Annotated in this window: 21 protein-coding genes; 11 read left to right on the top strand and 10 right to left on the bottom strand. The window is 71.9% G+C overall.

All coding sequences use genetic code 11. The features are described from left to right. Positions 1-35 precede the first annotated feature (35 nt). Positions 36-833: a class I SAM-dependent methyltransferase gene (locus tag ACYVLT_RS19550; protein ID WP_461121624.1), complete on the top strand. Its 798-nt coding sequence runs from the start codon at positions 36-38 to the stop codon at positions 831-833. Here ACYVLT_RS19550 and ACYVLT_RS19545 read toward each other — a convergent pair. After that, a complete protein-coding gene (locus ACYVLT_RS19545; RefSeq protein WP_461121623.1) occupies positions 817-1,533 on the bottom strand; it encodes an ArsR/SmtB family transcription factor in 717 nt (238 codons plus the stop codon). The two genes, ACYVLT_RS19550 and ACYVLT_RS19545, sit on opposite strands and share 17 nt — an antisense overlap. A 124-nt stretch (positions 1,534-1,657) precedes the next feature. Between ACYVLT_RS19545 and ACYVLT_RS19540 the strand changes: the two genes are divergently transcribed. From ACYVLT_RS19540 to ACYVLT_RS19530, 3 genes are all read left to right on the top strand, one after another. After that, the gene (locus tag ACYVLT_RS19540) at positions 1,658-2,851 is read left to right on the top strand and encodes an MFS transporter (protein ID WP_461121622.1); all 1,194 of its coding nucleotides are present in this window, start codon (positions 1,658-1,660) and stop codon (positions 2,849-2,851) included. Positions 2,852-2,877: 26 nt separating this feature from the next. Next, on the top strand, positions 2,878-4,254 hold the full coding sequence (locus ACYVLT_RS19535) for a neutral zinc metallopeptidase (RefSeq protein ID WP_461121621.1): 1,377 nt from the start codon (positions 2,878-2,880) through the stop codon (positions 4,252-4,254). A gap of 64 nt (positions 4,255-4,318) precedes the next feature. After that, positions 4,319-5,755 (top strand): neutral zinc metallopeptidase, encoded by a 1,437-nt coding sequence (locus ACYVLT_RS19530; protein WP_461121620.1) that lies wholly within the window; start codon positions 4,319-4,321, stop codon positions 5,753-5,755. A gap of 144 nt (positions 5,756-5,899) precedes the next feature. On the opposite strand, the gene ACYVLT_RS19525 is transcribed toward ACYVLT_RS19530, so the two are convergent. From ACYVLT_RS19525 to ACYVLT_RS19515, 3 genes are read right to left on the bottom strand one after another with little or no spacing between them, the layout of a single operon-like run. Beyond that, positions 5,900-6,886, bottom strand: a complete 987-nt coding sequence (locus tag ACYVLT_RS19525; protein ID WP_461121619.1) for a co-chaperone YbbN — start codon at positions 6,884-6,886, stop codon at positions 5,900-5,902. A 41-nt stretch (positions 6,887-6,927) separates the two neighbouring features. Next, the gene (locus ACYVLT_RS19520; RefSeq protein WP_461121618.1) at positions 6,928-7,773 is read right to left on the bottom strand and encodes an SCO6745 family protein; all 846 of its coding nucleotides are present in this window, start codon (positions 7,771-7,773) and stop codon (positions 6,928-6,930) included. Positions 7,774-7,810: 37 nt separating this feature from the next. Continuing rightward, positions 7,811-8,116 carry an MTH1187 family thiamine-binding protein gene (locus tag ACYVLT_RS19515; RefSeq protein ID WP_461121617.1) on the bottom strand — a complete coding sequence of 102 codons (306 nt, stop codon included), beginning with the start codon at positions 8,114-8,116 and terminating at the stop codon, positions 7,811-7,813. Positions 8,117-8,159: 43 nt separating this feature from the next. Here ACYVLT_RS19515 and ACYVLT_RS19510 point away from each other — a divergent pair, with 43 nt between their 5' ends. Together ACYVLT_RS19510 and ACYVLT_RS19505 are read left to right on the top strand one after the other, a co-directional pair. Beyond that, positions 8,160-8,663: a MarR family winged helix-turn-helix transcriptional regulator gene (locus tag ACYVLT_RS19510; RefSeq protein WP_461121616.1), complete on the top strand. Its 504-nt coding sequence runs from the start codon at positions 8,160-8,162 to the stop codon at positions 8,661-8,663. A 36-nt stretch (positions 8,664-8,699) separates the two neighbouring features. Continuing rightward, positions 8,700-9,770 (top strand): phosphotransferase family protein, encoded by a 1,071-nt coding sequence (locus tag ACYVLT_RS19505; protein ID WP_461121615.1) that lies wholly within the window; start codon positions 8,700-8,702, stop codon positions 9,768-9,770. On the opposite strand, the gene ACYVLT_RS19500 is transcribed toward ACYVLT_RS19505, so the two are convergent. The 5 genes from ACYVLT_RS19500 to ACYVLT_RS19480 form a co-directional block, all read right to left on the bottom strand. After that, a complete protein-coding gene (locus tag ACYVLT_RS19500; protein ID WP_461121614.1) occupies positions 9,752-10,072 on the bottom strand; it encodes a DUF3817 domain-containing protein in 321 nt (106 codons plus the stop codon). The two genes, ACYVLT_RS19505 and ACYVLT_RS19500, sit on opposite strands and share 19 nt — an antisense overlap. A gap of 260 nt (positions 10,073-10,332) precedes the next feature. Beyond that, on the bottom strand, positions 10,333-11,376 hold the full coding sequence (locus ACYVLT_RS19495) for an ABC transporter permease (protein WP_461121613.1): 1,044 nt from the start codon (positions 11,374-11,376) through the stop codon (positions 10,333-10,335). Continuing rightward, positions 11,373-12,287, bottom strand: coding sequence for an ABC transporter ATP-binding protein (locus tag ACYVLT_RS19490; RefSeq protein ID WP_461121612.1), 915 nt, complete (start codon positions 12,285-12,287; stop codon positions 11,373-11,375). The genes ACYVLT_RS19495 and ACYVLT_RS19490 overlap by 4 nt, the downstream gene beginning before the upstream one ends. Before the next feature lie 117 nt (positions 12,288-12,404). Then, the gene (locus ACYVLT_RS19485; RefSeq protein WP_461121611.1) at positions 12,405-14,648 is read right to left on the bottom strand and encodes a GH92 family glycosyl hydrolase; all 2,244 of its coding nucleotides are present in this window, start codon (positions 14,646-14,648) and stop codon (positions 12,405-12,407) included. Between the two features lie 4 nt (positions 14,649-14,652). Then, positions 14,653-17,841, bottom strand: coding sequence for a GH92 family glycosyl hydrolase (locus ACYVLT_RS19480; RefSeq protein WP_461121610.1), 3,189 nt, complete (start codon positions 17,839-17,841; stop codon positions 14,653-14,655). A 311-nt stretch (positions 17,842-18,152) separates the two neighbouring features. On the opposite strand from ACYVLT_RS19480, the gene ACYVLT_RS19475 reads away from it, so the two are divergent. Genes ACYVLT_RS19475 through ACYVLT_RS19455 form a run of 5 tightly spaced genes read left to right on the top strand, consistent with a single transcriptional unit; the run spans position 18,153 to position 22,954 of the window. Beyond that, positions 18,153-19,136, top strand: coding sequence for a LacI family DNA-binding transcriptional regulator (locus ACYVLT_RS19475; RefSeq protein ID WP_461121609.1), 984 nt, complete (start codon positions 18,153-18,155; stop codon positions 19,134-19,136). Next, complete coding sequence (locus ACYVLT_RS19470; protein WP_461121608.1) at positions 19,133-20,143, top strand: class I mannose-6-phosphate isomerase; 1,011 nt, start codon at positions 19,133-19,135, stop codon at positions 20,141-20,143. Before ACYVLT_RS19475 ends, ACYVLT_RS19470 begins: the two co-directional genes overlap by 4 nt. A gap of 3 nt (positions 20,144-20,146) precedes the next feature. After that, entirely contained in the window at positions 20,147-20,908 is a 762-nt protein-coding gene (locus tag ACYVLT_RS19465; protein ID WP_461121607.1) for an ATP-binding cassette domain-containing protein, read from the top strand. After that, positions 20,905-21,948 carry an ABC transporter permease gene (locus ACYVLT_RS19460; RefSeq protein ID WP_461121606.1) on the top strand — a complete coding sequence of 348 codons (1,044 nt, stop codon included), beginning with the start codon at positions 20,905-20,907 and terminating at the stop codon, positions 21,946-21,948. Before ACYVLT_RS19465 ends, ACYVLT_RS19460 begins: the two co-directional genes overlap by 4 nt. Positions 21,949-21,970: 22 nt before the next feature. Then, positions 21,971-22,954, top strand: a complete 984-nt coding sequence (locus ACYVLT_RS19455) for an ABC transporter substrate-binding protein (protein ID WP_461121605.1) — start codon at positions 21,971-21,973, stop codon at positions 22,952-22,954. Between the two features lie 191 nt (positions 22,955-23,145). Here the strand turns inward: ACYVLT_RS19455 and ACYVLT_RS19450 are convergent, their stop codons facing one another. After that, complete coding sequence (locus ACYVLT_RS19450; RefSeq protein ID WP_360446874.1) at positions 23,146-24,144, bottom strand: hypothetical protein; 999 nt, start codon at positions 24,142-24,144, stop codon at positions 23,146-23,148. Positions 24,145-24,258: the final 114 nt, after the last annotated feature.

The raw sequence follows: 24,258 nt of genomic DNA, 5'->3' as shown, positions 1-24,258 counted from the left end.
TCCCTCGGCGGGCCCGGCGCTGCCATGCTGAGCCGGTGGCGAACGAGGTGTGGGCGGTAGGCGAGGCTTACGAGGCTTACGTCGGGCGGTGGAGCGCGCCCGTCGCGCGGCAGTTCCTCCGCCTGTTGAACGTGCCGGCGGGCCGCCGTTGGGTGGATGTCGGCTGTGGCACGGGGGCGTTGACGACGGCCGTGCTCGACGTCGGGCAGCCCGCGGAGATCGCCGGCGTCGACCCGTCGGAGGGGTTCCTGGCCACCGCGCGGCACCGCGTCGCCGATCCGCGCGCGGTCTTCCACGCCGGTGACGCCCGGGCGCTGCCGTTGCCCGACCGGGCCTTCGACGCCGTGGTCAGCGGCCTGGCCCTCAACTTCGTGCCGGACGCCGCGCGGGCCGTGGCCGAGTGCGCCAGGGTCGCCGCGCCCGGCGGTGTGGTCGCCGCCTACGTCTGGGACTACGCCGAGGGCATGGCGATCACCCGGTGGTTCTGGGATGCCGCCACCGACCTCGACCCGGCGGCGGCGGACCTGGACGAGGGGCGGCGCTTCCCGCTCTGCCGCCCGGAACCCCTGCGGGCGCTGTGGACCGGTGCGGGCCTGGGCGCGGTGCGCGTGGAGGCGTTGGAGGTGCCGACGGTGTTCAGCGACTTCGACGACTACTGGCGCCCGTTCCTCGGTGGTCAGGGCCCGGCGCCCGGCTACGCCGCGTCCCTGCCCGACGACCGGCGCCGCGCCCTGCGCGACCTGCTGCGCACCCGGCTGCCCACCCACCGCGACGGCTCGATCCGGCTCACCGCCCGGGCGTGGGCGGTGCGGGGAGTCACCCCGACGGGCTGAACGTCGGCAGCAGCCCGGGCAGGCGTCCGGCTCCCCGTTCGGTGACCAGCAGCGCCCTGGTGCCGTCCTGGCGGCGGACGAGGTCGTCGGCCAGGAACGCGTCCAGCACGAGCCTGCCCAGGTCGCCGCCCAGGTGCGGGACGCGGTGCGTGCGGTCCAGGCAGGCCGACGCCAGGCGGCGGCGCGGTGCGACGGCGCCCGGGTCGACGCCCAGGCGGTGCAGCGCGGACAGGTCGTCGCCGAGCGCCAGCTCACCGGTGCGGCCGTCCGGCGGCTTGAGCGCGCCGCCGTCCACCAGGGTGGCGAACACCGCGATGCCCAACCGGCCGGCCGCGTGGTCGTAGCAGGTGTGGGCCACGTCGACCGGTGAGGACGAGCGCTGCGGCGTGGTCAGGTCGCCGTGGTGGGCGTAGCGGGCCAGGGCGGTGAGGACGTCGGCGATCTCGCCGCGGGCGACCTGGTAGACCGCGTGCCGACCGGTGTGCTCGACCGTGACGAGGCCGGCGGCGCGCAGGCGGGCCAGGTGGTTGCCCAGGCGCGGCGGCGAGACGCCCATGGCGTCGGCCAGCTGCACCATCGTGTGCGGGCCCTCGGCGGCGAGCAGTTGCAGCGCGGTGAGGCGGACCGGGTCGGACAGCTCGCGGGCCAGCGCGACGACCGCGGCCTGGACGGCGTTGCCGGAGTCGACCCATCCCGCCATGTGCGTGCTCCTCTCCCCCTCCCACGTTAGCACTCTTCATGGTCTCCTGAACGTTGATTGCGGTCCGGCGCGGCTCGGGTTACCGTGCATCCACCATTCATGTCTACGTGAAGGGTGAGCGCCGATGGGGCTGGGAGTGCTGTTGTGGGGCCGCGGCGTCTCGGCGCTCGGCGACGGCCTGTGGTTCACCACGTGGGCGTTGTTCTTCACCCGCGTGCTCGGCTTGCCGCTGGTCACGGTGGGTGTGGGGATGGCGGTGGCCGGGGCGGCGGGTCTGGTCGCGGCGGTGCCGCTCGGCGGGTTGGCGGACCGGTTCGACCCCCGGCTGGTGCTGGTCGCGATCACCGTCGTGCGGGCCCTCGCCATGGCGTCCTACCTGGCGGTGGACGGCACGTGGTCGTTCCTCGCGGCGACGGTGGCGTTCACCTCGCTGGCCAACGGCGGCAACGCGGTGCGGACGGCGTTGATCGCGGGCCTGGTCTCCGACCAGGCCGAGCGGGTGCGGGCGTTGGCGCGGCAGCGGGTGGCGCAGCACGTCGGGTACGCGATCGGGGCCGGGCTCGGCGCACTGGTCCTGACCGCCGACAGCCACTCCGCCTACGCCCTGGCCATCACGGGCAACGCGGCCACGTTCGGGGTGCTGGCGGTGACGACGCTCGCGGTGCGCAAGCCCGAGGCGGCGGTGCGTGCCCCGCGCCACCGCGAGGTCCTGCGCGACCGCCCCTACCTGGCCGTCGTCGCCGTCACCTCGGTGCTCTCACTGTGCTGGGCGATGCTGTCGACCGGTCTGCCGCTGTGGCTGTCCCGCTCGACGGACCTGCCGCTCGCCCTCGGCGGCGTGGTGGTCGTCCTCGGCTCGGTGGGCATCGCCGTGTTCCAGGTGCCGTTCTCGCGGTTCGCCCGCACCACCGACCAAGCCGCGCGCACGGCCGTGCGGTCCGGGGTCGTGCTGGCCGCGAGCTGCCTGCTGCTCGCCACGACCGCGGGCGGCGGCGGTGCGGTGGGCGTGGCGATCGTCATCGTCGCGGCGCTGCTGCACGTGGTCGGGGAACTGGGGTACGTGGCCGCGAACTGGGGCCTTTCGGTGAGCCTCATGCGCGAGGAGGCGCGCGGCGCGTACCAGGGCGTGAACGAGGCGGCCACCGCCACCGTGCAGCTGTTCGGGCCGGCGGTCTTCACGTTCGCGCTCGGCGGCTTCGGCGCGGGCGGCTGGGTCGCGGTGGCCGCGATCTTCCTCGTCGCGGCCGCGCCCGTGCCCGCGCTGACCAGGTGGGCGAACCGGACGCGGGAGCCGGTGCTGCCCAACAGCACCCCGTAGGGGGTCGCGGCAGGCACAATGGGCGAATGCGGCTCGTATCGGCTCGGCCGGCCCTGCTGGCGGCGGTCCTGCTCACGGTCGGCGCCTGCGCCGAGGTGGTTCCCGGCAAACCGGTGGCGGGCGAGGCGGTCACCAAGGGCACCGTCGACCCGGGCTTCATCCGCGGCACCGACGGCGGTCCCATCGACCAGCTCGCGGCCACCGCGATCACCGACATCGACTCGTTCTGGCAGCAGGCGTTCCCGGACACGTTCGACAAGCCGTGGCAGCCGGTCGAGGGCGGCATCTACTCCGTCGACACGGCCGACCCCTCGGCCAAGCCGCCGCCGTGCACCGAGAAGGCGAGCGACGTCGAGGGCAACGCGTTCTACTGCCCCAGCGCCGACGCCATCGCCTGGGACCGCGCCGCGCTGCTGCCCGTGCTCAAGGACCGGTTCGGCGACGCCGCCGTGGTGATCGTGCTGGCCCACGAGGTGGGCCACGCCGTGCAGAACCGGATGGGCATCACGCCGGAGGCCGAACGCCGCCAGCCGCAGCGGTTCCCGACGATCCTCACCGAGGCGATGGCCGACTGCTTCGCGGGGTCGTTCATCAAGTGGGTCAACGACGACAAGTCCGAGCACCTCGACATCGGTTCCGACACGCTGGACTCGGCGCTCGGCGCGCTGATCACGTTCCGCGACCCGGTCGGCACCTCGGCCGAGGACCGGTCCGCGCACGGCAACGCGTTCGACCGGGTGTCCGCGTTCCAGGACGGCTACCAGCAGGGCACCAAGTTCTGCGCGGCCATGACGGTCGACAACCGGGTCTTCACCCAGCAGGCGTTCACGACGGCCGACGACCGCGACCGCGGCGGCAACCTGCCGTTCGACGAGATGCTGGAGAACGTCACCCCCGACCTGAACCTGTACTACAAGACCGTGGTCGAGCAGGCGGGCAAGAAGTGGACCGAGCCGAAGGCCAGGACCACCGAGGACGAGCCGGACTGCTCCGGCGACCAGGGCCCGGTCGCGTTCTGCCCGGCGGACAAGTCGGTGGAGATCGAGGTCCAGGCCGACCTGCCCGAGCTGCACGCGGAGATCGGCGACTACGCCACCGGCGTGCTGCTGGCCAGCCGCTACGGCCTGGCCGCGATGGCGGCCGTCGACGTCGACCTCGAGGGCGAACCCGCCGCGAGCAGCGCGTTGTGCCTGGCCGGCGCGTACACGCGGGAGGTGTTCGTGCGGCAGAAGGGGTTCGGGCTCTCGCCCGGTGACCTGGACGAGGCGGTGCAGGTGCTGCTCGCCTACGACTACGCGGCACGTGACGCGACGGGCTCGGCGGCGCTCGGGCCGGGCTTCAAGCGGGTCGAGGTGTTCCGCGGCGGCGTCCTGGAGGGCACCGAAGCCTGTGGTTTGGCCTAGCCGCGCGGGCGGGCCAAGTAGGGTTCGGGCTCGGATCGGCACGGACCGGGGATGGGGCTTGGGCATGGCTCGACGGGCTTGGGTTGCGGCGACGCTCGTCGCCGCGATGGCGTTGACCGGGTGCACCCAGACGGTGAGCGGGCAGGGCCGGTCGGAACGGCCCGACGTCACCAAGGTGGCCGGGTTGGACATCACCACCGGTGAGAGCGGCGCGAAGCCCGGCGTCCCGGACGCCGACCTGCAGGTGGAGAACGGCGACGGCGGCGAGATGGACCGGCTCGCCATCAACACGCTGGCCGACGTCGAGCAGTACTGGGCCGAGCAGCTGCCCGCCCGATTCGGCAAGGAGTTCGAGCCGGTCAAGCGGTTGGTGTCCTACGACTCCAACGGCAAGGGCGTCGACATCTGCCGCACCAACACCGCGGGCGTGGCCAACGCGTTCTACTGCTCGCTCGACGACTCGATCGCCTGGGACCGCGGCGAGCTGCTGCCGATGCTGGACGACGCGTTCGGGCCGATGTCGGTGGTGACCGTGCTGGCGCACGAGATGGGTCACGCGATCCAGTACAAGCTCGGCGACATCGGCGGGATCAACCAGGCCACGCCGTCGATCATCAAGGAGCAGCAGGCCGACTGCTACGCGGGCAACTTCTTCCGGTGGGTGGCCGAGGGCAAGTCCAAGCACTTCCGGATCTCCACCGGGCCCGGGTTGAACCAGGTGCTGGCGACGATGTTCTTCATCCGGGACGCGGCGGGCACGTCGGCCGAGAAGCAGGGCGCGCACGGCAGCGCGTTCGACCGGGTGTCCGCGTTCCAGTTCGGGTTCGCGGGCGACCCGACGCGGTGCGCGCAGATCGACGAGGCCGAGGTCAAGGCGCGGATCACGCAGCAGAAGTTCGACTCGCAGGACCAGGACACCGGGCAGGGCAAGGGCAACCTGAAGGTGGACGACCAGCGGTCGCTCGACCTGCTGGAGGAGTCGCTGCGGGACGCGTTCAACCAGGCGGGCGCGACCCCGCCGTCGCTGACCACCTCGTCGTCCGCGGCCTGCACGGACGGCGGCGACACCTCGCCCGCGGCCTACTGCCCGTCGACCAACTCGATCTCCGTCGACCTGCCCGACCTGGTGAAGATCGGCACGCCGCCGAAGCGGGGGCAGAAGGGCGGCATCGGCGACTTCGCCGCGTTCGCCGAGATCGCGTCGAGGTACGCGCTGTCGATCCAGAAGGCGACCGGGTACGGGCTGGAAGGGCCGGCGGCCGGTCTGCGCACGGCGTGCCTGACCGGGGCGTGGGCCGGGAAGACGAACCAGAGCGGCGCGAAGCTGCGGCTGTCGTCCGGCGACCTGGACGAGGCGGTGGCGGAGCTGCTGGCCGACAAGAGCCTGATCGCGGCGGACGTGAACGGCACCGTCGTGCCGTCGGGCTTCGCCCGCGTCGAGTCGTTCCGCGACGGCTTCTACCAGGGCGCGGGCCTGTGCACCCGCAAGTACGCGGGCTGACTTCCCGCACACGACTCGTCAGCGCGACGGGGGTGGCCGGGTGAGCCGGCACCTCGGAACCCGAAATGTCGGACCCCGCCGGCAGAATGAAGAACAGGGGTCCCCCAGCGCGGGGGACCCCTGCGAATCGTGGTGGAACCCGTGTCAGAACAGGGCGCTGGCCAGGTTGCGGCGGGCCTTGGCGACCCGCTCGTCGTCCGGCGGGAACAGCTCGAACAGACCCACCAGGTGTTCGCGGACCTTGTCGCGGTCCTCGCCGAAGACCCGGCGGACCGTGTCGACCAGGCGCTTGAACGCTTGATCGACGTCGTTGGTCGCCAGTTCCAGGTCCGCGGCGGCCAGCTGGGCGTCCAGGTCGTCCGGGTTGGCGTCGGCCTTGGCGATGGCGTCCCCCGGCACGGCCTCGGCGCGCGCGGTGAACCGGACCTGCGCCAGGGCCGCCTTCGCCTCGGCGTTGGCCGGTTCGGCGGCCAGGATCGCCTCGTACGCGGCCTCGGCGGCGGCGAAGTCACCCTGCTCGAACGCGTCCTCGGCGGCGGCGAAGCGGGGGTCCTCCGGCTCGCCCTCGGGCTCGACGACGCCCGCCTGCGGCGCGCCGCGGTTGGCCTCCGCGGCCTTGATGCCCGGCAGGCGGTCGCGCAGGGCGTCCAGCAGGCGGGTGATCCACTGGCCGAACTCTGCCTCCGGCAGCGGCCCGGCGAAGGCGTCGAGGGGCTGGCCGCCGGCGATCGCGACCACGGTCGGCACCGACTGCACGCCGAACACCTGGCCGATGCGCGGGTTGGCGTCCAGGTCGACCCTGGCCAGCAGCCAGGTGCCGCCGCCCGCCCGCGCGGCGCGTTCGAGCACGGGCGAGAGCTGGCCCGCCTCGGGACTCCACGACGCGGTCAGCTCGACCACGACCGGGACTTCCAGGGAGCGCTCGACCACCGACTGGAACGTCGCCTCGGTGACGTCCAGCACCCACGGGCTCGGACCGGCGTCCGAGCCGCCGGCCGCACCGGCCGGCGGGGGTGGGGTGGCGGCGCGCTGCCTCGCGGCGTCGGCCCGGGCCTTGAGCGCGCCGAGGTCGACCGCCCCGGACAACGCGGCGGACAGTGCGGCGGTCTTTCGGGGGTCTGGCCTTGTCACGTCTCCATCCTGGCACGAGTGCGGCGGCGCGCCGCGCGCGGCTAGCCGGGTAGTTGCGCGATCGGGTCGATCGCCATCGGGTTGACCCGCATGGCCTCGTTCAGTCGTCCCAGGCGGCGGGCGATCGGGGTCGTCAACTCCGCGAAACGGGCCGTGCCCGCCGCGCCGAGCACGTCCCACGGACGAGCGGCGGCCTCGTCGGTGCGGCGTTCGACGTCCTCGCGCAGCGCCCGACCGGCGGGCGTCAGACCCCCGTCCAGCAGACCGCGTTCGACCAGGGCCGCTTCGGCTTCCCGCCATTCCTCCTCGGACCACCCGCGCATCCTGCGCATGTACGCGGGCGCGAGGTCCTTGTCGGCGCTGAACAGGACCAACGCCTCGCACGGCCCGAGGTCGGCCGCGACCAGCGCGGCCACGTGGCCGTCACCGCGCGACTCGCGCAACGTCGTGCACGCCTGCCACAACGCCAGGTGCGGCTCGTCGGGCAGCGGCAGCGCGTGGTTCGCCGCGGCCAGCACCCGGCCCGCCAGGGGTGCGGCCTCGGCGGCCTGACCGGCCAGCTCGGCGGCCTCGGCCACGTCCAGGCTCGCCAGCATCCGCCGCAACGCCAGGTCGGCGCCCTCCAGCCGGGCCTGGAGGAACCGCTCCGGACCGGCCACGTCCCACGCGTCGGGCAGCGCGCGGGCCACCGTGCGCGGGTGGAAGTTGAAGAACGCGGCGGTCGCGATCTCCGGCGGCACCGCGCCCAGGGGCGCCGCGCGCTGGCCGAAGTAGCCCATCCAGCCGCCCTTGCAGCCCAGCGCGTCGGTCACCGCTCGTGACTCGGGCGAGAAGTACGTGACGTCGTGGTAGGTCTCGAAGCGCAACCACAGGTCCCGGGGTTCCATGCCCTTCAACTTAGTAGGACGTCCTACTATTTGTCGCCTACGGCAGGTCGTCGGCGAGGTGCTGCTCGACCCGTTGCACCTTGGCCGTCAGCTGGCCCGTCCAGCCGGGTCGGATGTCCGCCTTGAGCACGAGGCTGACCCGCGGTGCGGATGCCTGGACGACCTCGGTCGCCTTCTTCACCACCGCCATCACCTCGTCCCACTCGCCCTCGACCAGCGTGAACATGGCGTTGGTCTCGTTGGGCAGGCCGGACTCGCGCACCACCCGGACGGCCTGGGCGACGGCCTCGGCCACCCCGTCGGACTCCCCGCCGAGCGGGCTGACACTGAACGCGACGAGCACTGCTGCCTCCTGGTGGACGGGTACCCACTGGTAGCTTCGCGGCATGACGTCCCAGCCGCTGCCGTTCGACCCCATCGCGCGCGCCGCCGAGCTGTGGGAGAAGCGGATCGGACCGTCGACGGCGATGGCGGCGGTCACCAGCGTCATGCGAGTACAGCAGATCATCCAGTCCGCCGTGGACGCCGCCCTCAAACCGCACGGGCTGACGTTCGCGCGGTTCGAGGCGCTGGTGCTGTTGACGTTCGCCCGCACGGGCAGCCTGCCGATGCGGGTCATGGGCGAACGGCTCCAGCTGCACCCGACGAGCGTCACGAACATCGTGGACCGGTTGGAAGCCGACGGGCTCGTGCGCCGCAACCCGCACCCCACCGACCGGCGCACCACCCTGGTGGAGATCACCGAGGCCGGGCACGCCCGGCGGGAGGCGGCCACGGAGGCCGTGACGGGCGTCGAGTTCGGGTTGCGCGGGCTGACCGGCCGGCAGACCGAGCAGCTGACCGAGCTGCTGGCCAAGGTGCGCCGCGCGGTCGGCGACTTCGAGGACTGAATTCCGAGGACTGAATTCGGTCGACAGACCTCGCCGGTGACGGCCACCCTGCACCTCGTGCGGGAGATCAGGGCTCTGGTGACGGTCGGCGGGCGTTGCGTGGGCGCGGCGGAGCCGTTCACGGTGGACAGCCCTTGGTGGAACGACGTCGAGCCGGTGACCGCGCACCTGTCGCGCGCGCTGGGCGTGCCGACGAGCGTGCTGCGGCTGGTGTCGACCACCGGTAGCGGCGGGCGTGACGGCGTGGTGACGTACCAGGTGGAGGCCGACCGGGTGCCGGCTCGCGGTGTCGCCGAGGTGGGGCGGCACGAGTTCCCGGACCACCCGCTGCGGCTGCCGTGGGCGCGTCCCGGCGGTCCGGCGGAGCTGGTCGGGTGGGCCCGGCGGCACGTCGGGGTGAGCGGGCCGGCCGTGCAGGTGAAGACGTGGAACCTGTCGTGCCTGTACCGGCTGCCGACCGCGGGCGGGAACGTGTGGGCGAAGGCCACGCCGCCGTTCATGGCGGACGAGGCCGCGGTGATCGGGCTGGTGGCGTCGGTCGACCCGTCGTTGGCGCCGGGGTTGATCGCGGCGGAGCCCGGTCGGGTGCTGCTGGCGGAGGCGTCCGGGGTGGACTGCTGGCAGCCGGGTGACGAGGTGGTCGAGCGGATCGTGCCGCGGTGGGTGGCGGTGCAGGCGGCGTTGGCGGGCTCGCCGCGGTTGGGTGCGCACGGGGTGCCGGTGCGCGGGGTGCGGGTGCCGGACTTCGGGCTGCCGGACACGCTGCTGCACGGTGACTTCCACCCGGGCAACTGGCGTTCCGGCGGGGTCGTGCTCGACTGGGGTGACGCGCACTGGGGTCACCCGGCGTTGGACGCGGCGCGGCTGATCGGGTTCGTCGCGCCGGAGTTCCGGCCGGTGATCGAGCGGGTGTGGGTCGACGCGTGGTTGAGCCACTACCCGTCGAGCGATCCGGCGAGCGCGCTGCGGCACGCCCGGCCGGCGTCACACCTGGTCGGCGCGCTGGTGTACCAGGGGTTCCTGGACAACATCGAGCCGAGCGAACGCGTCTACCACCTCGGCGACCCCGAGGCCGAGTTGGCGCGCGCTCAGTCGTTGGCGGTCTGAGCCTCGGTCTCGGTCAGGCGACCGGTCCGGTTGGCCCAGCGCTCGAACACCACGGTGCCGAACGGCGGGATGCTCGCGACCAGGCCCAGGACGAGGGTCTTGCGGTCCCAGCGGTGCGCCAGCATCAACGTCACCAGGACGTAGCCGACGAAGATCGCGCCGTGCACCGGGCCGAAGACCTTGACCCCGATCTCGTTCTCGACCACGACGTACTTGAAGAACATGCCGATCAACAAACCGGCCCAGGACACCGCCTCGGCAAAGGCGAGGAGTCGGAACCGACCAACAGCGCTGCTCAACATGCCCCCATTGTGGCCAGTGACCCCCCTCACCCCACCCCCACCCCCACCCCCCGAGAGTCCTACCTCCAGCCCGCGCGAGTCCTACGTTCAGAACGCGCGTGTCCTACGTTCGCGTACCCCGAGTTCAACGCTCAGAACAGTCGATCTTGTTCTGAGCGTTGAACTCGGGTGTTCTGAACGTAGGACACGCGTGACGCGAACGTAGGACACGCGCGGGGTGAACGTTGGACTCTCCCGGGCTGAGTGTTGGACTCTCGCGGTCAGTCTTCCCAGCGGAAGAGCTTGGCGGCGAGCAGGCCCACGACGAGGGTGAATGCGATCAGCACTGCGGAGGGCAGGAGCAGGGCCTCCACGCCCTTGCCGCGCACCAGGACGTCCAGCATGCCGTCGTTCATGTGCCGCAACGGGAAGATGTTCGAGACGGTCTGGAGCCACGCGGGTGCGTTCTCCACCGGGAAGAACGTGCCCGACAGGAACGCCATCGGCATGATGACGATGTTCGCCGCGCCCGACGCCGCCTCCTCCGTCTTGCAGAACGCGCCGACCAGCATCCCGACCGCGAAGAACGCCGTGGTCCCCAGCACCAGCAACGGCAGCGCCAAGTACCACTGACCGGTCAACCGCAGGCCGAACGCGGGCAGCAGCGCCACCGCCACGAACACCACGCCCTGCGCCAACGCCGTCCCGACGCTCACCAGCACCCGCGACGTGAGCACCGTCGTCGCGCTCACCGGCGCCAGCCGGATCCGCCGCAGCACCTGCTTCTTCCGCCACGACACCATGGTCAACGCCGCGCCGAACACGCCCGAGATCGAGATCGCCCACGACAGGATGCCCGGCGTCAGGTACTGGATCGGCTTGAGCGAGGCGTCCTCGACCGAGCTGGTCTCCAACGTGAACCGCGGCGCCACGTCCGCCGCACCCAGGTTGATCTTGTCGACCACGCCGGACACGATGCCCGTCACGGTGCCCGCCGCCACCTGGTCGCTCGCCGCGTAGATCAGCTCGACGCGATCACCGGACACCACCACGGCGGCGGGCAGGTCACCGTCGTCCACCTTCTGCCGCGCGGTGGCCGTGTCGCCGTACTTCTCCAGCTCCACCGCGCCGGTCTGCTCCAGCGCCGACAGCACCGGCCCCTCGCCCACCGCCGCGATCTTGGTCTTGTCGCTGCCCGAGTCGCCGAGCAGCAGCCCGAACACGACCAGGAACATCAACGGGAACAGGAAGACGAAGAACAACGTCATCTTGTCCCGCAGGAAACCCTTGACCATGGCGACCGAGAGGCTCCGGAACGCGGTCACGCGCGGTACTCCCGTCCGGTCAGGTCGAGGAAGACGTCCTCCAACGTGGCCGTGCGCACCTGGAGCCCGTCCAAGGTGCCGCGCTCGGCGAGCGCCGAGAGCACCGGCGCGGGCTTGCGGGTGGAGATGGTCAACGAGACCTCGTCCTCCTGGGCGTCCTCGACACCGGTGATGCCACGCGCCGCCTCACGCGTCAGCAACCCCTTCTGCAGCACCACGTGCGTGGGCGCGTCGAGACCGCGCACGAGCGTCGCGGGTGCGTCCATGGCGAGGATCCGCCCCCGGTCCATGATCGCCACCCGGTCGCACAGGATCTCGGCCTCGTCGAGGTAGTGCGTGGTGTAGACGATGGTCTTGCCCCTGGCCTGGATCGCGCGCAGCACGTCCCACAGGTTGCGGCGGGCCTGCGGGTCCAGCGCGGCGGTCGGCTCGTCCAGGAAGACGAGGTCCGGGTCGTGGACGAGGGCGCACGCGATCGACAGGCGCTGGCGCTGACCGCCGGAGAGCTTGTTCTCCTGCACGTCCGCCTTGTCGGTCAGGCCGACCAGCTCCAGCATCTCGTCGGCCTTGCGCCGGCTCACGCCGTACAGCGAGCCGAACGTCTGGAGCTGTTCACGGGCGGTCAGCTTCTCGAAGAAGCTCGACGCCTGCAGCTGCACGCCGATGCGGGGCAGCAACTTCGCGTTGCGCGGCCACGAGTGCTCGCCGAGCAACGTCACCTGACCGCCGTCGGGCTTGCGCAGGCCCTCGACGATCTCCAGCGTGGTGGTCTTGCCCGCGCCGTTCGGCCCCAGGATGCCGAAGAACTCCCCTTCGGCGACGGTGAACGAGACGCCGTCCACCGCCTTCAGCTCGCCGTAGTTCTTCCTGATGTCGGCAACCACGACGGCTGGAATGCGTGCCCCTGTCATGGCTGGACGGTAGGCCGCGTCACGCTCCGGTGGTGGCGCTTCGATCCGTTCGCGACGGAAGTAAAGGACGATCGAGACCTTCGACCCATCCGACCGTCGCTGTGCGCGCGCTCCCGATCACGAGACGTGCTCACCTGTGCCGGCAGAGGGCGGCGCGGACTCGGGCCGGGTCGCCCACGTCGCCTCCGCCGGGTCCGCCGTCAGCACGTAGTCGAGCGTGACGCCGCCGTGCCGGAGCCGGTCGACGTTCAGGTACGCCCGGTCCCACGACGTGTCGTCGACGTGGAGCGACCGCACGTACTCCAGCCTCGACGGGTCCGCGCCGGCCGCCGTGATGGTGATGTCACGGCCGTTCTCCAGGTGGATCACGGCCCGGTCGAACCTCGGCGCGTTCAGCACCAGGTCGCCGGTGCCCGGTGTCACCGGGTACATGCCCAGCGCGCCGAACACGTACCACGCCGACATCTGCCCGAGGTCGTCGTTGCCGGTCACGCCGTTGGGCGCGGCCACGAACAACGTCTGCGCCGCCCGCACCACGGCCGACGTCTTCCACGGCTGCCCGACCAGCGCGTACATCCACGGCGCGTGCAGGTCCGGTTCGTTGTTCGGGTTGTACCGGTACTGGTTGTAGTAGTTGTACGGCCCGACGACCCACTTCTCGCGCACGGTCTTCGCCGGGTCGGCCACCAGGTCCGGGTAGGCGAAGAAGTCGTCCAGCCGGGCCGCCGCCGCGTCACGGCCACCGAGCAGCTCCACCAGACCGGGCACGTCCTGCTGCGCCAGCCACTGGTACTGCCACGCCGTGCCCTCGTGGAAGCCGTCCGGGCCCTGCGGGGTGAACGGCGCCAGCCACTCGCCGTTGCCCAGCCTGGGCCGGGGGAAGCCGGTGAACCCGCGGTCCGACACCGTGCCGTCCCACAGCTGCCGGTAGTTCAGCCCGCGGCGGCGCAGGACCTCGGCGTCGTCCTCGTGCCCCAGGCCGCGCGCCATGATCGACAGCGCGCAGTCCGCCAGCGCGTACTCCAACGTCGCCGAGGCGCCGTGGTGCGGGTCGACGTCCTGCCCCTTCTTGCGGAAGTCCTTGTCGTACTGCACGAAACCGCGCCCCAGGTAGGACGGGTTGCCCGCCCTGCCCTCGAACGGTGACGACGCGGGCGGCACACCGGTCGCGTTCTGCCACAACGCCCGGTAGGCACGCTCCTCCGAGCCCTCCAGCGCGCCGAACCGCCACAGGTCCACCAGGAAGGGGGTGACCGGGTCGCCGGTCATGGTGTTGGTCTCCTGGTTGGCGTACGCCCAGCGGGGCAGCCACCCGCCCTGCTCGTGGATCGCCAGCAACGACCGCGCGATGTCCTTCGCCCGCGCGGGCCGCAGCAGCGCCAGCAGCTGGTTGTGCGCCCGGTAGGTGTCCCAGAGCGAGAAGAACTCGTGGTAGGTCCAGCCGTCGGCCACGTGCACCCGGTCGTCGAACCCGCGGTACCGGCCGTCCACGTCGTTGCCCGTCAACGGTTGCAGCAGCGCGTGGTACAGCGCGGTGTAGAACACGGTGCGGTCGGTTCCGCCCGCGGAGATCTCGATGCTCGACAGCTCCCGCCGCCACGCCTCCTGCGCCGCCGCGCGCAACGCGTCGAACGACCTGCCCCTGGCCTCGCCGAGGTTCTTCGTCGCGCCTTCGGCGTCCACGTGCGAGATCGCGGTGGCCGCGGTGACCGGGCCCTCCTCGAACGTCACCCACTGGCCGCGCAGACCGGCGCCGCCCTCCACGCCGCCCCAGTTGCCGGTCGCCTTGAACGGCCGGTCGAACGTCGTGGTGAAGTACGTGGTGTACGGCTTGCCGCCGCAGAACGCCTGCGACACCACGGTCCCGGCCAGCGTCCGGTCGTCCACCACCCGCACGCCGCTGGCGAACACCGGCTCCTTGTCGTTCGCCTGACCCACGTTCACCAGCACGTGCGGCGTCGCACCGGCCGGGAACGAGAACCGCTCGACCCCCGCACGGGTCGTCGCCGTCGTCTCCACCGTGATGCCGGAGGCCAGCCGCACGCGGTAGTAGCCGGGCCGGCCGACCTCGCCGTCGTGGGTGTACCCGACGCCGTACGAGCGGTGGTCGAAGCGGCGCGGCAGGCGCGTGGTCGGCAGGACCGACACCAGCCCGCCCTGCTCCCAGCACCCCGCGCCGGACAGGAAGAAGTGCCCGAACCCGCGGATCACCGGGTCGTCGTAGCGGTAGCCCGCGTAGTGCGAGCCGATCGGACTGGAGTGCGCCATGCCGAACGGCACGGACGCGCCCGGGAACGTGTTCCCGTCGTCCTTGGTGCCGATGAACGTGTCCACCGACTCGACCGGATCAGGGCTGGTCACGACCTCACGCTACCGCGATGGCGAACACGTGGAACGTCCCGCCGGTCACCGACGCGGGCAGCGTCACCGAACGGACCTGCTTGTCGGCCCGCAACGCGATCGGCGCGGTCGCGAACACGTGCACCTCGAGCTGCTGCGGCTCGCCGCTGGAGTTGTTGCGGTACGGCGTGGAGGCCACGGTCCGGTTGTCGAACGACGGCGGCAGGTTCGCGCTGCCGCCGAGCGCCCAGTCGGAGAACCCGACCTCGGCGGTCTGGGTGCTGCCGTCGGTGTAGGTGACGGTGAGCGTGCCGGACGCCTTGCCGCCCGCCGCGCTGCCCAGCAGCCCGAGCCTCGTCGCACCCGCGGGCGCGGCGATCGTCACCACCTCGCCGGAGGCGTTGACGTTGTCCGGCTCGCCGACCGGCGACGTCGGCCAGGTGTAGGCGAGGCCGTCGGAGGTGACCGTGCCGCCGGGCGTCACGCCGGCGGCGGCCAGCGCCTCGCGCGAGTAGCTCCACCCGCCGCCGTCGAAGTTGCCGATCGCCTGGTCGTCGTCCGGTGAGGTGCCCACGTTGTCGAACGCCGCCCGCAGGCTGCCCGGCTCGGCCACCAGCACCGAGATCGTGGACCGCCCGCCGGTGGAGAACGTCAGCGGCACGCGGTGGATCTGCTCGGCCGCGTCCGCCGCCACGGCGACCGTGACCGGCACACCGGCCTTCTCCCCCGGCGGCACGGTCACCTGGCCGGACGCCGGGGTGAGCGTGATCCCGGCGGGTGGCTGCGCGGTCCACGACACCTTGCCGCCGCTGCCGGAGAAGTCCTGCGCGCCGACGGTCACGGTGCCGCTGCCGCCCGCCGGCAGCACCAGCCGACCCGGTTGCACGAACGCCTGCTGCCCCACCTCGCCGTCCCGGAACGACGGCGGTGCGTCGGCCGGGCCGGTGGCCCAGGCGGTGGGCTCCTCGGACAGCCCGAACTCCACCGTGCCGCCGCGCGTCACGAACGACTCCGGCAGCCAGCTGCGGGTCTGCTCGCGACCGTTCAGCTTGAGGTCCGACACGTACGCGCCGCTGCCGGACGCCTTGATCACGAGCGGCGCGCCGTTCGGCCGGGTGATCGTGACCTCGCTGAACAGCGGGCTGTTGAGCACCAGCTCGGCCCGGCCCGGGATCACCGGGTACATGCCCAGCGCCGCCCACACGTACCAGGACGACATCTGGCCGAGGTCGTCGTTGCCCATCAGCCCGTCCGGGCCGGGGCCGAACAGCTCGGTCACCGCACGCCGCGTCACGGCCTGGGTCCTCGCGGGCGCGCCCGCCCAGTTGTACAGCCACAGCGAGTGCATGATCGGCTCGTTGCCCAGGAACGCGTACGGCTCGTCGGGCCCGGCGTTGAGCTTGGTGAAGAACGCGTCCAGCCGGTCGCGGACCTTTGCGTCGCCGCCCATCGCGGTGAACAGGCCACGCGCGTTGTACGGCACCATCCACGTGTACTGGGCGGCGTTGCCCTCCACCCAGTTGTCCGGGCTGCCCGGCGTGAACGGCTCCACGTACGAGCCGTCCCGGTTGCGGGGCTGGGTGTAGCCGGTGGCGGGGTTGAAGACGTTCTGCCAGTACTGGGCGCGCTTCATGAACGCCTGCCAGGTCGCGCCGTCACCGAGCCTGCGGGCGAGGTCGGCGATGGCGAAGTCCGCGGTCGTGTACTCCAGGGTGGTCGCGGGCGCTCCCCACACGTTGCGCGCGCCGACCGGCACGTACCCGAGGTCCATGTACTCGGTGAGGCCCGGGCGTTCCTCGTAGCCCTGGGTCGGCTGGGTCGCGCCGCGCAGCATCAGCAGCAGGGCCTTGCGCGCGTCGAAGTCCCTGGCGCCGAACGCGTACGCGCCGGCCACCATCACGTGGTACGGGTCGCCGACCATCACGCCGGTGTAGCCGTTGGCCACCGTCCAGCGGTCCCAGGAGCCGCCCTGCTCGGCGAACGCCATCATCGAGCGGACCATGTCCGACGCCTCGCGCGGCGCCAGCAGCGACAGCAGCTGCATCTCCGAGCGGTAGACGTCCCAGCCGGAGAAGTTGGTGTAGACGGCGTGACCGGGTTCGGCGGTGTGGGTGCGGCCGTCGAAGCCGGGGTAGCGGCCGTCGGTGTCGGAGAAGACGTTCGGCTGCAACAACGAGTGGTACAGCGCGGTGTAGAACGTGGTGCGCTGGGCGTCCGTGCCGCCGGTCACCTCGACCTGGCCGAGCCGGTCGTTCCACGCCTGGCGGGCGGCGGCGTGCACGGCGTCGAAAGACTTGCCCGCGTTCTCCGCCTCCAGGTTCTTCCTCGCGCCGTCGATCGAGACGAACGACAGGCCGACGCGCATGGTCACGTCCGGGTCGTCGAACGTCACCCAACCGCCGGAGCCTGGACCCGACACCGTGGTGTCCTCGGTCTCGACGTCGGGTTCTCCCTGCGCCTCAAGGGTCTTCGGGGCGTCACCCAAGCCGTCGCGGACGCCGGACCCGCCGCGTTCGGCCGAGCGGCCGGGCGTGACCGCGCCGTTGCGCCACGTGCCGATCGAGGCGAACGGCTGGTCGAACCGCGCGTGGAAGTACACCCGGTAGCGGTGGTCCGCGCCGCAGAACCGGCCGCTGGTCGCCCAGCCGCTGATGGTGTCCGCGCCGAGGGTGATCTCCGCGTCGTCCGTGCCCGAGATCGAGCCGGAGGTGTTGACCAGCAACGTCGACGTCGACCCGCCGGGGTAGGCGAACCGGCCGACGCCGGTGCGCTGGGTGACCGTCAGCTCGACCTTCGTCCCGCTGTCGAGGGTCACCCCGTAGTAGCCGGGACTCGCGGTCTCGTTGCCGTGCGAGAACGTCGAGACGTACCGGTCGGGGTCCGTCGCGGGTGAGGTGGTGACCTCGCCGGTGAACGGCATGATCGGGATGTCCTGGTAGGTCGAGCAGCCCGCGCCGGACAGGTGGGTGAGGCTGAATCCCCTGATCCGGTCGTCCTCGTAGGCGTAGCCGCCGTGCTGGCGGGTCACCGTGTCCGGGCTCCACTGCACCATCCCGAACGGCACGTCCGCGCCGGGGAAGTTGTTGCCCGCCCCGCCGCCGGTGCCGTGGTCCGGTCCACCCGGCTTGGTGCCGACGAACGGGTTCACCCACCGCGCCAGGTCGTCCACCCGAACCTGCTCTCCCTGTGCCTGCTCCTCCTGGGCGATCCCCACGACCGGAAGCGCAGCCGAAAGCGCCACCGCCGCCGTGAGAGCGAGAATCCTCCGTGTCTTCGAAGTCCGCATGGCCGCCTCTGAATCCGTGTGTCGACTCCGTCGACGGTTGACAACGCTGTCTACGAACTACCCGTAATCGCATACTTGCGGAGCGTGTGGGGGTGGCGTCAACCCCGACACCGAGTGTTGTCCGGTTCGAGACAGGGCCGGCCGTTGACATACCCGAATGCGAGGTGTGTGATTCGCGCACTATGACAACGTTGTCCCCGAACGGCGCGGCAGGCGCCCGCAAGGTTCGGCGTGCCACGATGAACGACGTGGCGCGGCTGGCGGGCGTCAGCATCAAGACCGTCTCGCGCGTGGTGAACGACGAGGCGGGCGTGCACCCGGCCACCGCCGAGCGGGTGCTCGCGGCGATCGACCAACTCGGCTTCCGGCGCAACCTCAGCGCGCGCAACCTGCGGCGCGGCTCGTCCACCGGCACGGTCGGCCTGGTGCTGGAGGACGTCGGCAACCCGTTCTACTCGGGAGTCACGCGCGCCGTCGAGGAGATCGCCCGGCTGCGCGGGCGGCAGGTCATCACCGGCTCGTCCGACGAGGACCCGGCGCGGGAACGCGAGCTGTCGCTGGAGTTCTGCTCGCGACGCGTGGACGGCCTGCTGATCGTGCCCGCCGGGTTGCAGCACGGGTACCTGGTGCCGGAGATGCGCGCGGGCACGCCGGTGGTGTTCCTGGACCGGCCGGCCGGCGACGTGGTCGCCGACACCGTGCTGGTGGACAACATCGGCGGCACCGCCGAGGCGGTGGCGCACCTGGCGTCGTTCGGGCACCGGCGGATCGCGTTCCTCGGCGACGCGCCGGACATCTTCACCGCCAACGAGCGCCTGCGCGGCTACCGCGAGGGCTGCGTGCGGGCCGGCATCGGCTACCACGAGTCGTTGGTGGTCATGGGGCCGCACGACGAGGAATCGGTGCACAAGGCGTTGCGGGGCCTGTTGAACGCGGCCGACCCGGCCACCGCCGTGGTGACCGGCAACAACCGGATCACCGTGCACGCGGTGCGGGCGTTGGCGGGCAGCGCGGCCCGACCCGCGCTGGTCGGCTTCGACGACTTCGAGCTGGCCGACCTGCTGTCACCACCGGTCACCGTGATCGCGCACGACGCGAGCGCGCTCGGCAAGGCAGCGGCCGACCTGCTCTTCGCCCGGTTGGACGGCGACGGCTCCCCACCGCGCCGCGTCGTCCTGCCGGTCCGCTTGGTGGCCCGTGGATCAGGAGAGGTACGCGCATGAGTCCCGACGCCCAGCCCATCGCGCTGGAGGCCAACCAGCCCCGGCAGTTCTACCGGGGCGGTGCGGCGATCGCGGCGTTCCGGAACCGGGCCGAGGCCGATCGCGGGCCCGAGGACTGGGTCGCGTCGACCACCACGCAGTTCGGCAAGGACGAGGCCGGGTTGTCCCGGCTGCCGGACGGGCGGTGGTTGCGCGACGCGGTGGCGGCGGACCCGGTGGCGTGGTTGGGGTCGGAGCACGCGGCGGAGTTCGGCGCGGACGTCGCGCTGCTGGTCAAGCTGCTCGACGCCGGGCAGCGGCTGCCGGTGCACTGCCACCCGTCCGACGCGTTCGCGTCCGCCCACCTGGGCTGCCGGCACGGCAAGACCGAGGCGTGGGTCGTGATCGGCACGGTCGGCGCCGACCCGACGGTGTACATCGGCTTCCGCGAGGACGTGCCCGCCGCCGTGGCCGCCGAGTGGGTGTCCACCCAGGACTCCGCCGCGATGCTGGCCGCGCTGAACCCGGTCAAGGTCTCGCCGGGCGACACGGTGTTCGTGCCCGCGGGCGTGCCGCACGCCATCGGCGAAGGTGTGTTCATCGTCGAGCTCCAGCAGCCCACGGACTTCTCGGTCACGTTGGAGTGGCGGGGCTTCCTGGCCGATGCCGAGGCCGGGCACCTGGGCCTGGGCTACGACAAGGCGTTGGACTGCCTGGAGCGCCGTGCCCGGTCGGCCGACGAGCTGGTGCGGCGCACGCAGGCGCTCACCGGGCGTTCGGTGGCCCTGTTCGACGCGCGGGCCGACCCGTTCTTCCGCGCCGACCGGCTGCACGTGTCGGGCTCGGCGGCGCTGGAACCCTCGTTCGGCGTGTACGTGGTGCTGGAGGGCGCCGGCACGCTGGGTCCCGTCGCGGTGCACCGGGGCAGCACGGTGGTCGTGCCGCACGCGGCGGGTGAGGTCGTGGTGACCGGCGACGTCGTCGCCATCCGGTGCCGGCCGCCACTGGTGTCGAGCCCCGGGAGCTGACGGATGGCGTTACCCCTGTTGGACGCACGGGAGTTGGTGAAGCACTACGGGAACGTGGAGGCGTTGCGCGGCGCCTCGTTCACCGCGCACGCGGGCGAGGTCGTCGCGCTCGTCGGTGACAACGGCGCGGGCAAGTCGACGCTGGTGAAGTGCCTGTCCGGGGTGGAGCGGCCGGACTCGGGGACGATCCTGCTCGACGGCACGCCGGTCACGCTGGACTCGCCGGTGTCCGCACGGGCGCTGGGCATCGAGACCGTGTACCAGGACCTGGCCGTCGCGCCGGACCTGGACCCGGCGGCCAACCTGTTCCTGGGGCGGGAGCTGCGCCGGGGCGGCCTGCTCGGCAGGCTGGGCGTGCTGGACAAGCGGGGGATGCGGCGGCGGGCGATCGCCTCGTTCCACGACCTCGGGGTGTCGCTGCCGGACGTGGACGTGCCGATCGGGGCGTTGTCGGGTGGTCAGCGGCAGAGCGTCGCGGTGGCCCGGTCGGTGGTGTGGGCGAGCCGGTTGGTGTTCATGGACGAGCCGACCGCGGCGTTGGGCGTGGTGCAGCGGCAACGGGTGCTCGACGTGCTCCGGCGGGTTCGCGACCAGGGCATGGCGGTGGTGCTGATCAGCCACAACATGCCCGAGGTGCTGGCCGTGGCGGACCGGGTCGAGGTGCTGCGGCTGGGTCGGCGGGTGGCGCGGTTCGACGCGGCGACGACCACGGTCGAGGAGCTGGTCGGCGCGATGACCGGCGCGTTGTCGCAGGAGGAGGCATGACCGCCCCCGACGCCGGCCTCGACCCTGCCCTCGACACCGCGCCGGAACGCCGCCGGACACCCCTGCAACGGCTGTTCGGCGCGAACACGTTGTGGATCGCGGTGGTGCTGCTGGTGCTGATCGCGGTGTTCGGCGCGTTGCGGCCGGACGCGGTGCTGACCGTCTTCACGTTGCAGACCACGCTGGTCGAGACGTCGGTGCTGCTGGTGCTGTCGGTGGGCATGACGTACGTGGTCATCACCGCCGGGATCGACCTGTCCGTCGGCTCGGTGCTGGTGTTCTCCGGCGTCACGTCGGCCATGACGATGAACGCCCTGCACGGCGGCAACGCGACGACCGCCGGGTGGGGCGTGGTGTTCGTCGGCCTGCTGGTGGCGCTGCTGTCCGGTGCGGCGTGGGGGTTGCTGAACGGCGTGCTCATCGCCCGCACCGGCCTCCCGCCGCTGATCGTGACGCTCGGGTCGTTCGGCGCGGCGCTCGGGGCTGGGCAGCTGCTGTCCAACGGGTCGAACGTGGCCGGGGTGCCCGAGGTGCTCGGCGACGGCCTGGGCACGGGGACGTGGTTCGGCGTGCCGAACCTGGTGCTGCTGGCCGCCGTGGTGGCCGCGCTCGGCGCGCTGGCGCTGGGCACCACGGTGTTCGGGCGGCACACGTACGCCATCGGCTCGAACGAGGAGGCGGCGCGGCGCGCGGGCATCCCGGTGACGCGGCACCTGGTGCGGGTCTACCTGCTGGCGGGCGTGCTGGCCGGGCTGGCCGGGTTCATGGCGCTGGCGTACTTCCGGGTCGCGTCGATCACCGGGCACGACACCGACAACCTCAACGCCATCGCCGCCGTGGTGCTCGGCGGCACCAGCCTGTTCGGCGGCGCGGGGTCGGTCGTGGGCACGGTGCTCGGGGTGTTCATCCCGGCCGTGTTGCGCAAGGGGTTCGTGATAGTCGGCGTGAACGTGTACTGGCAGCCGATCGCGGTGGCGCTGGTCCTGGTGGCGGCCGTGTGGTTCGACCAGTCACGGCGGAAGGCGCGCGACAGACGCTAGCCGGCGACGGAGGAGGAGAACCATGTCAACGAGGACGGTTGCTCTGGTCCCAGGTGCTCTTTTAGGGGCGGCTTTGCTGCTCACGGCCTGCGGTGGCGGTGGGCAGATCGGCGACACCGGCGGCACGGGTGACGCGAAGAAGATGGTGCTGATCCCCGGTGTGGCGGCGGAGCCGTTCTACATCTCGATGGAGTGCGGTTTCCGGGAGGCCGCCGCGGCGGCGGGCTACTCGGTCGACGTGCAGGCGCCGGCGAAGTTCGACGCCACGCAGCAGACCCCGATCGTGACGGGTGTGCTGGCCGACCGGCCCGGCGCGGTGCTCATCGCGCCGACCGACGACAAGGCCATGGCCGGTCCGATGCGGCAGCTCAAGGAGGCCGGGATCAAGGTCGTGGAGGTCGACACCAAGCTGGAGGACACGTCGATCGCGTCCTCGACCGTCTCCTCGGACAACGAGCAGGGCGGGCGGCTGGCGGCGCGGACGTTGGCCGGGCTGGTCGGCGACAAGCCCGGTTCGGTGCTGGTGCTGAACACGAAGGCGGGCACGTCGACGACGGACGCCCGTGCCGCCGGGTTCGAGGAGGAGGTCAAGCAGTACCCGAACCTGAAGTACGTCGGGCAGCAGTACACCGACAACGAGCCGGACCAGGCGGCGGCCAAGGTGACCGCCACGCTGGCCGCCAACCCGGACCTGGTCGGGGTGTTCGCGACGAACCTGAACACCGGTGAGGGCGCGGCGACCGGGTTGCGCAACGCGGGCCGGACCGGCGCGGTCAACCTGGTCGGGTTCGACGCGTCACCCAAACAGGTGGCGGACCTGCGGGGCGGTGCGGTGCAGGCCCTGATCGCGCAGGACCCGGCGACCATCGGCCGGACCGGCGTCGCGCAGGCCGTGGCGGCGCTGGAGGGCAAGCCGGTGGAGCGCGACGTCGAGACCGACCTGGTCGCACTGACCAAGGCCGACATGGACGCGAACTCGCAGTACTTCTACAAGCAAACGTGCTGACCACCCGAGAGTCCAACCCCCACACCGCGCGTGTCCTACGTTCAGAACGCGCGTGTCCTACGTTCGCGTACCCCGAGTTCAACGCTCAGAACAAGATCGACTGTTCTGAGCGTTGAACTCGGGTGTTCTGAACGTAGGACACGCGTGACGCGAACGTAGGACTCTCGCGGGGTGGAGGTTGGACTCTCGGGTCAGAGGTACTTGTTGGCCAGTTCCGAGTACTCCTGCTCCAGGTCGTCGGCCAGGTAGGCGACGTAGGCCCAGGGCACCTCGTGCACGTGGTCGCGCATGCCGAGCAGGTGGCGCTTGGCCCGCGGCGCGTCGTCGGCCAGGGCGAACGCCGCCGCGAACAGGTTGTGCGCCTGGAGGGTGCGCGGGTGGGGCTTGGTCCGGGTGGCGTCCCACTTGTCCGCCGCCGCGGCGATCTCCTCCCGGTGCCGGGTGAAGTACCGCATCTTCAACGTCGCGATCTTCAACGCCGACCGCGCCTGCACGGCGTCCTCGAACTGCTCCAGGAAGATCTCGAAGTGCGCCAGCGGCAGCATCGCCACCACCGGGTCGCCGGGCGGCGCGGCGTCGACGCTGCCCTGGGCGAACGCCATCATCTCCTCGGCCGACCCACCCCACTTGGACGCCAGGATCTGCAGCCGGGTCCAGTGCGCCGGGTACAGCGTCGCGCAGCGCGCCGCCACCTCGCGCCACACCTCGTCCTTCTGGTCCCGGTCCACCTGCAACCCCAGGCCGGCGGTCTGCAACTGCGCCCACGGCACCGCGTCGCGCGGCAGGAGCTTCGCGGCCTCGTGCAGCGGTCCCACGGCCTTGCGGAGGGTGCCGAAGAAGACCTTGAACCGGTCCTTGCCCACGCTGTCGGCCCGCCCCGAGCCGCGGATCGCCCACGCCTCCCGGATGAACGCCGTGCCGGCCAGCAGCCACAGGTCGGGGTCGGTGTTGTTCTTCGCCAGCTCCAGCAGCTCGTCCGCGTGGCCGATGGCGTGCTCACCGAGCACCTCGACCCGCAACGCGCGCACCTCGGGCTCGTCACGGCACTCCGCGAGCACCGTGGTCGCCGCCCTCAGGTGGCCCGCGTCCATCTCCTCCGCCGCGATGTCCAGGATCGCGTCGTCGTAGGTGTGGTCCCGCACCACCTCGCGGGCGACCGCGGCAGGCCGCTTCCTCCGGAAAATCCCCACTCCAGCGACCTTACTTTCCTCCGAGCCCGAGTGGCTTAAGTCTTTCGTAGAGCCGAACAGGGCCTTTCTGCGGTTGCCCCCAGAGTACGTGCGCGGTGGAGTGGAGGCCTCGAC

The organism is Saccharothrix stipae (assembly GCF_054781895.1).
This window is presented reverse-complemented; position numbering and strand designations above follow the sequence as displayed.

Bases quoted from the DNA above. Each gene is read 5' to 3' on its own strand.
- ACYVLT_RS19545 (WP_461121623.1), bottom strand. From the start codon at position 1,533: ATGGCGGGATGGGTCGACTCCGGCAACGCCGTCCAGGCCGCGGTCGTC.
- ACYVLT_RS19540 (WP_461121622.1), top strand. From the start codon at position 1,658: ATGGGGCTGGGAGTGCTGTTGTGGGGCCGCGGCGTCTCGGCGCTCGGC.
- ACYVLT_RS19535 (WP_461121621.1), top strand. From the start codon at position 2,878: ATGCGGCTCGTATCGGCTCGGCCGGCCCTGCTGGCGGCGGTCCTGCTC.
- ACYVLT_RS19530 (WP_461121620.1), top strand. From the start codon at position 4,319: ATGGCTCGACGGGCTTGGGTTGCGGCGACGCTCGTCGCCGCGATGGCG.
- ACYVLT_RS19520 (WP_461121618.1), bottom strand. From the start codon at position 7,773: ATGGAACCCCGGGACCTGTGGTTGCGCTTCGAGACCTACCACGACGTC.
- ACYVLT_RS19510 (WP_461121616.1), top strand. From the start codon at position 8,160: ATGACGTCCCAGCCGCTGCCGTTCGACCCCATCGCGCGCGCCGCCGAG.
- ACYVLT_RS19500 (WP_461121614.1), bottom strand. From the start codon at position 10,072: ATGTTGAGCAGCGCTGTTGGTCGGTTCCGACTCCTCGCCTTTGCCGAG.
- ACYVLT_RS19490 (WP_461121612.1), bottom strand. From the start codon at position 12,287: ATGACAGGGGCACGCATTCCAGCCGTCGTGGTTGCCGACATCAGGAAG.
- ACYVLT_RS19475 (WP_461121609.1), top strand. From the start codon at position 18,153: ATGAACGACGTGGCGCGGCTGGCGGGCGTCAGCATCAAGACCGTCTCG.
- ACYVLT_RS19470 (WP_461121608.1), top strand. From the start codon at position 19,133: ATGAGTCCCGACGCCCAGCCCATCGCGCTGGAGGCCAACCAGCCCCGG.
- ACYVLT_RS19465 (WP_461121607.1), top strand. From the start codon at position 20,147: ATGGCGTTACCCCTGTTGGACGCACGGGAGTTGGTGAAGCACTACGGG.
- ACYVLT_RS19460 (WP_461121606.1), top strand. From the start codon at position 20,905: ATGACCGCCCCCGACGCCGGCCTCGACCCTGCCCTCGACACCGCGCCG.
- ACYVLT_RS19455 (WP_461121605.1), top strand. From the start codon at position 21,971: ATGTCAACGAGGACGGTTGCTCTGGTCCCAGGTGCTCTTTTAGGGGCG.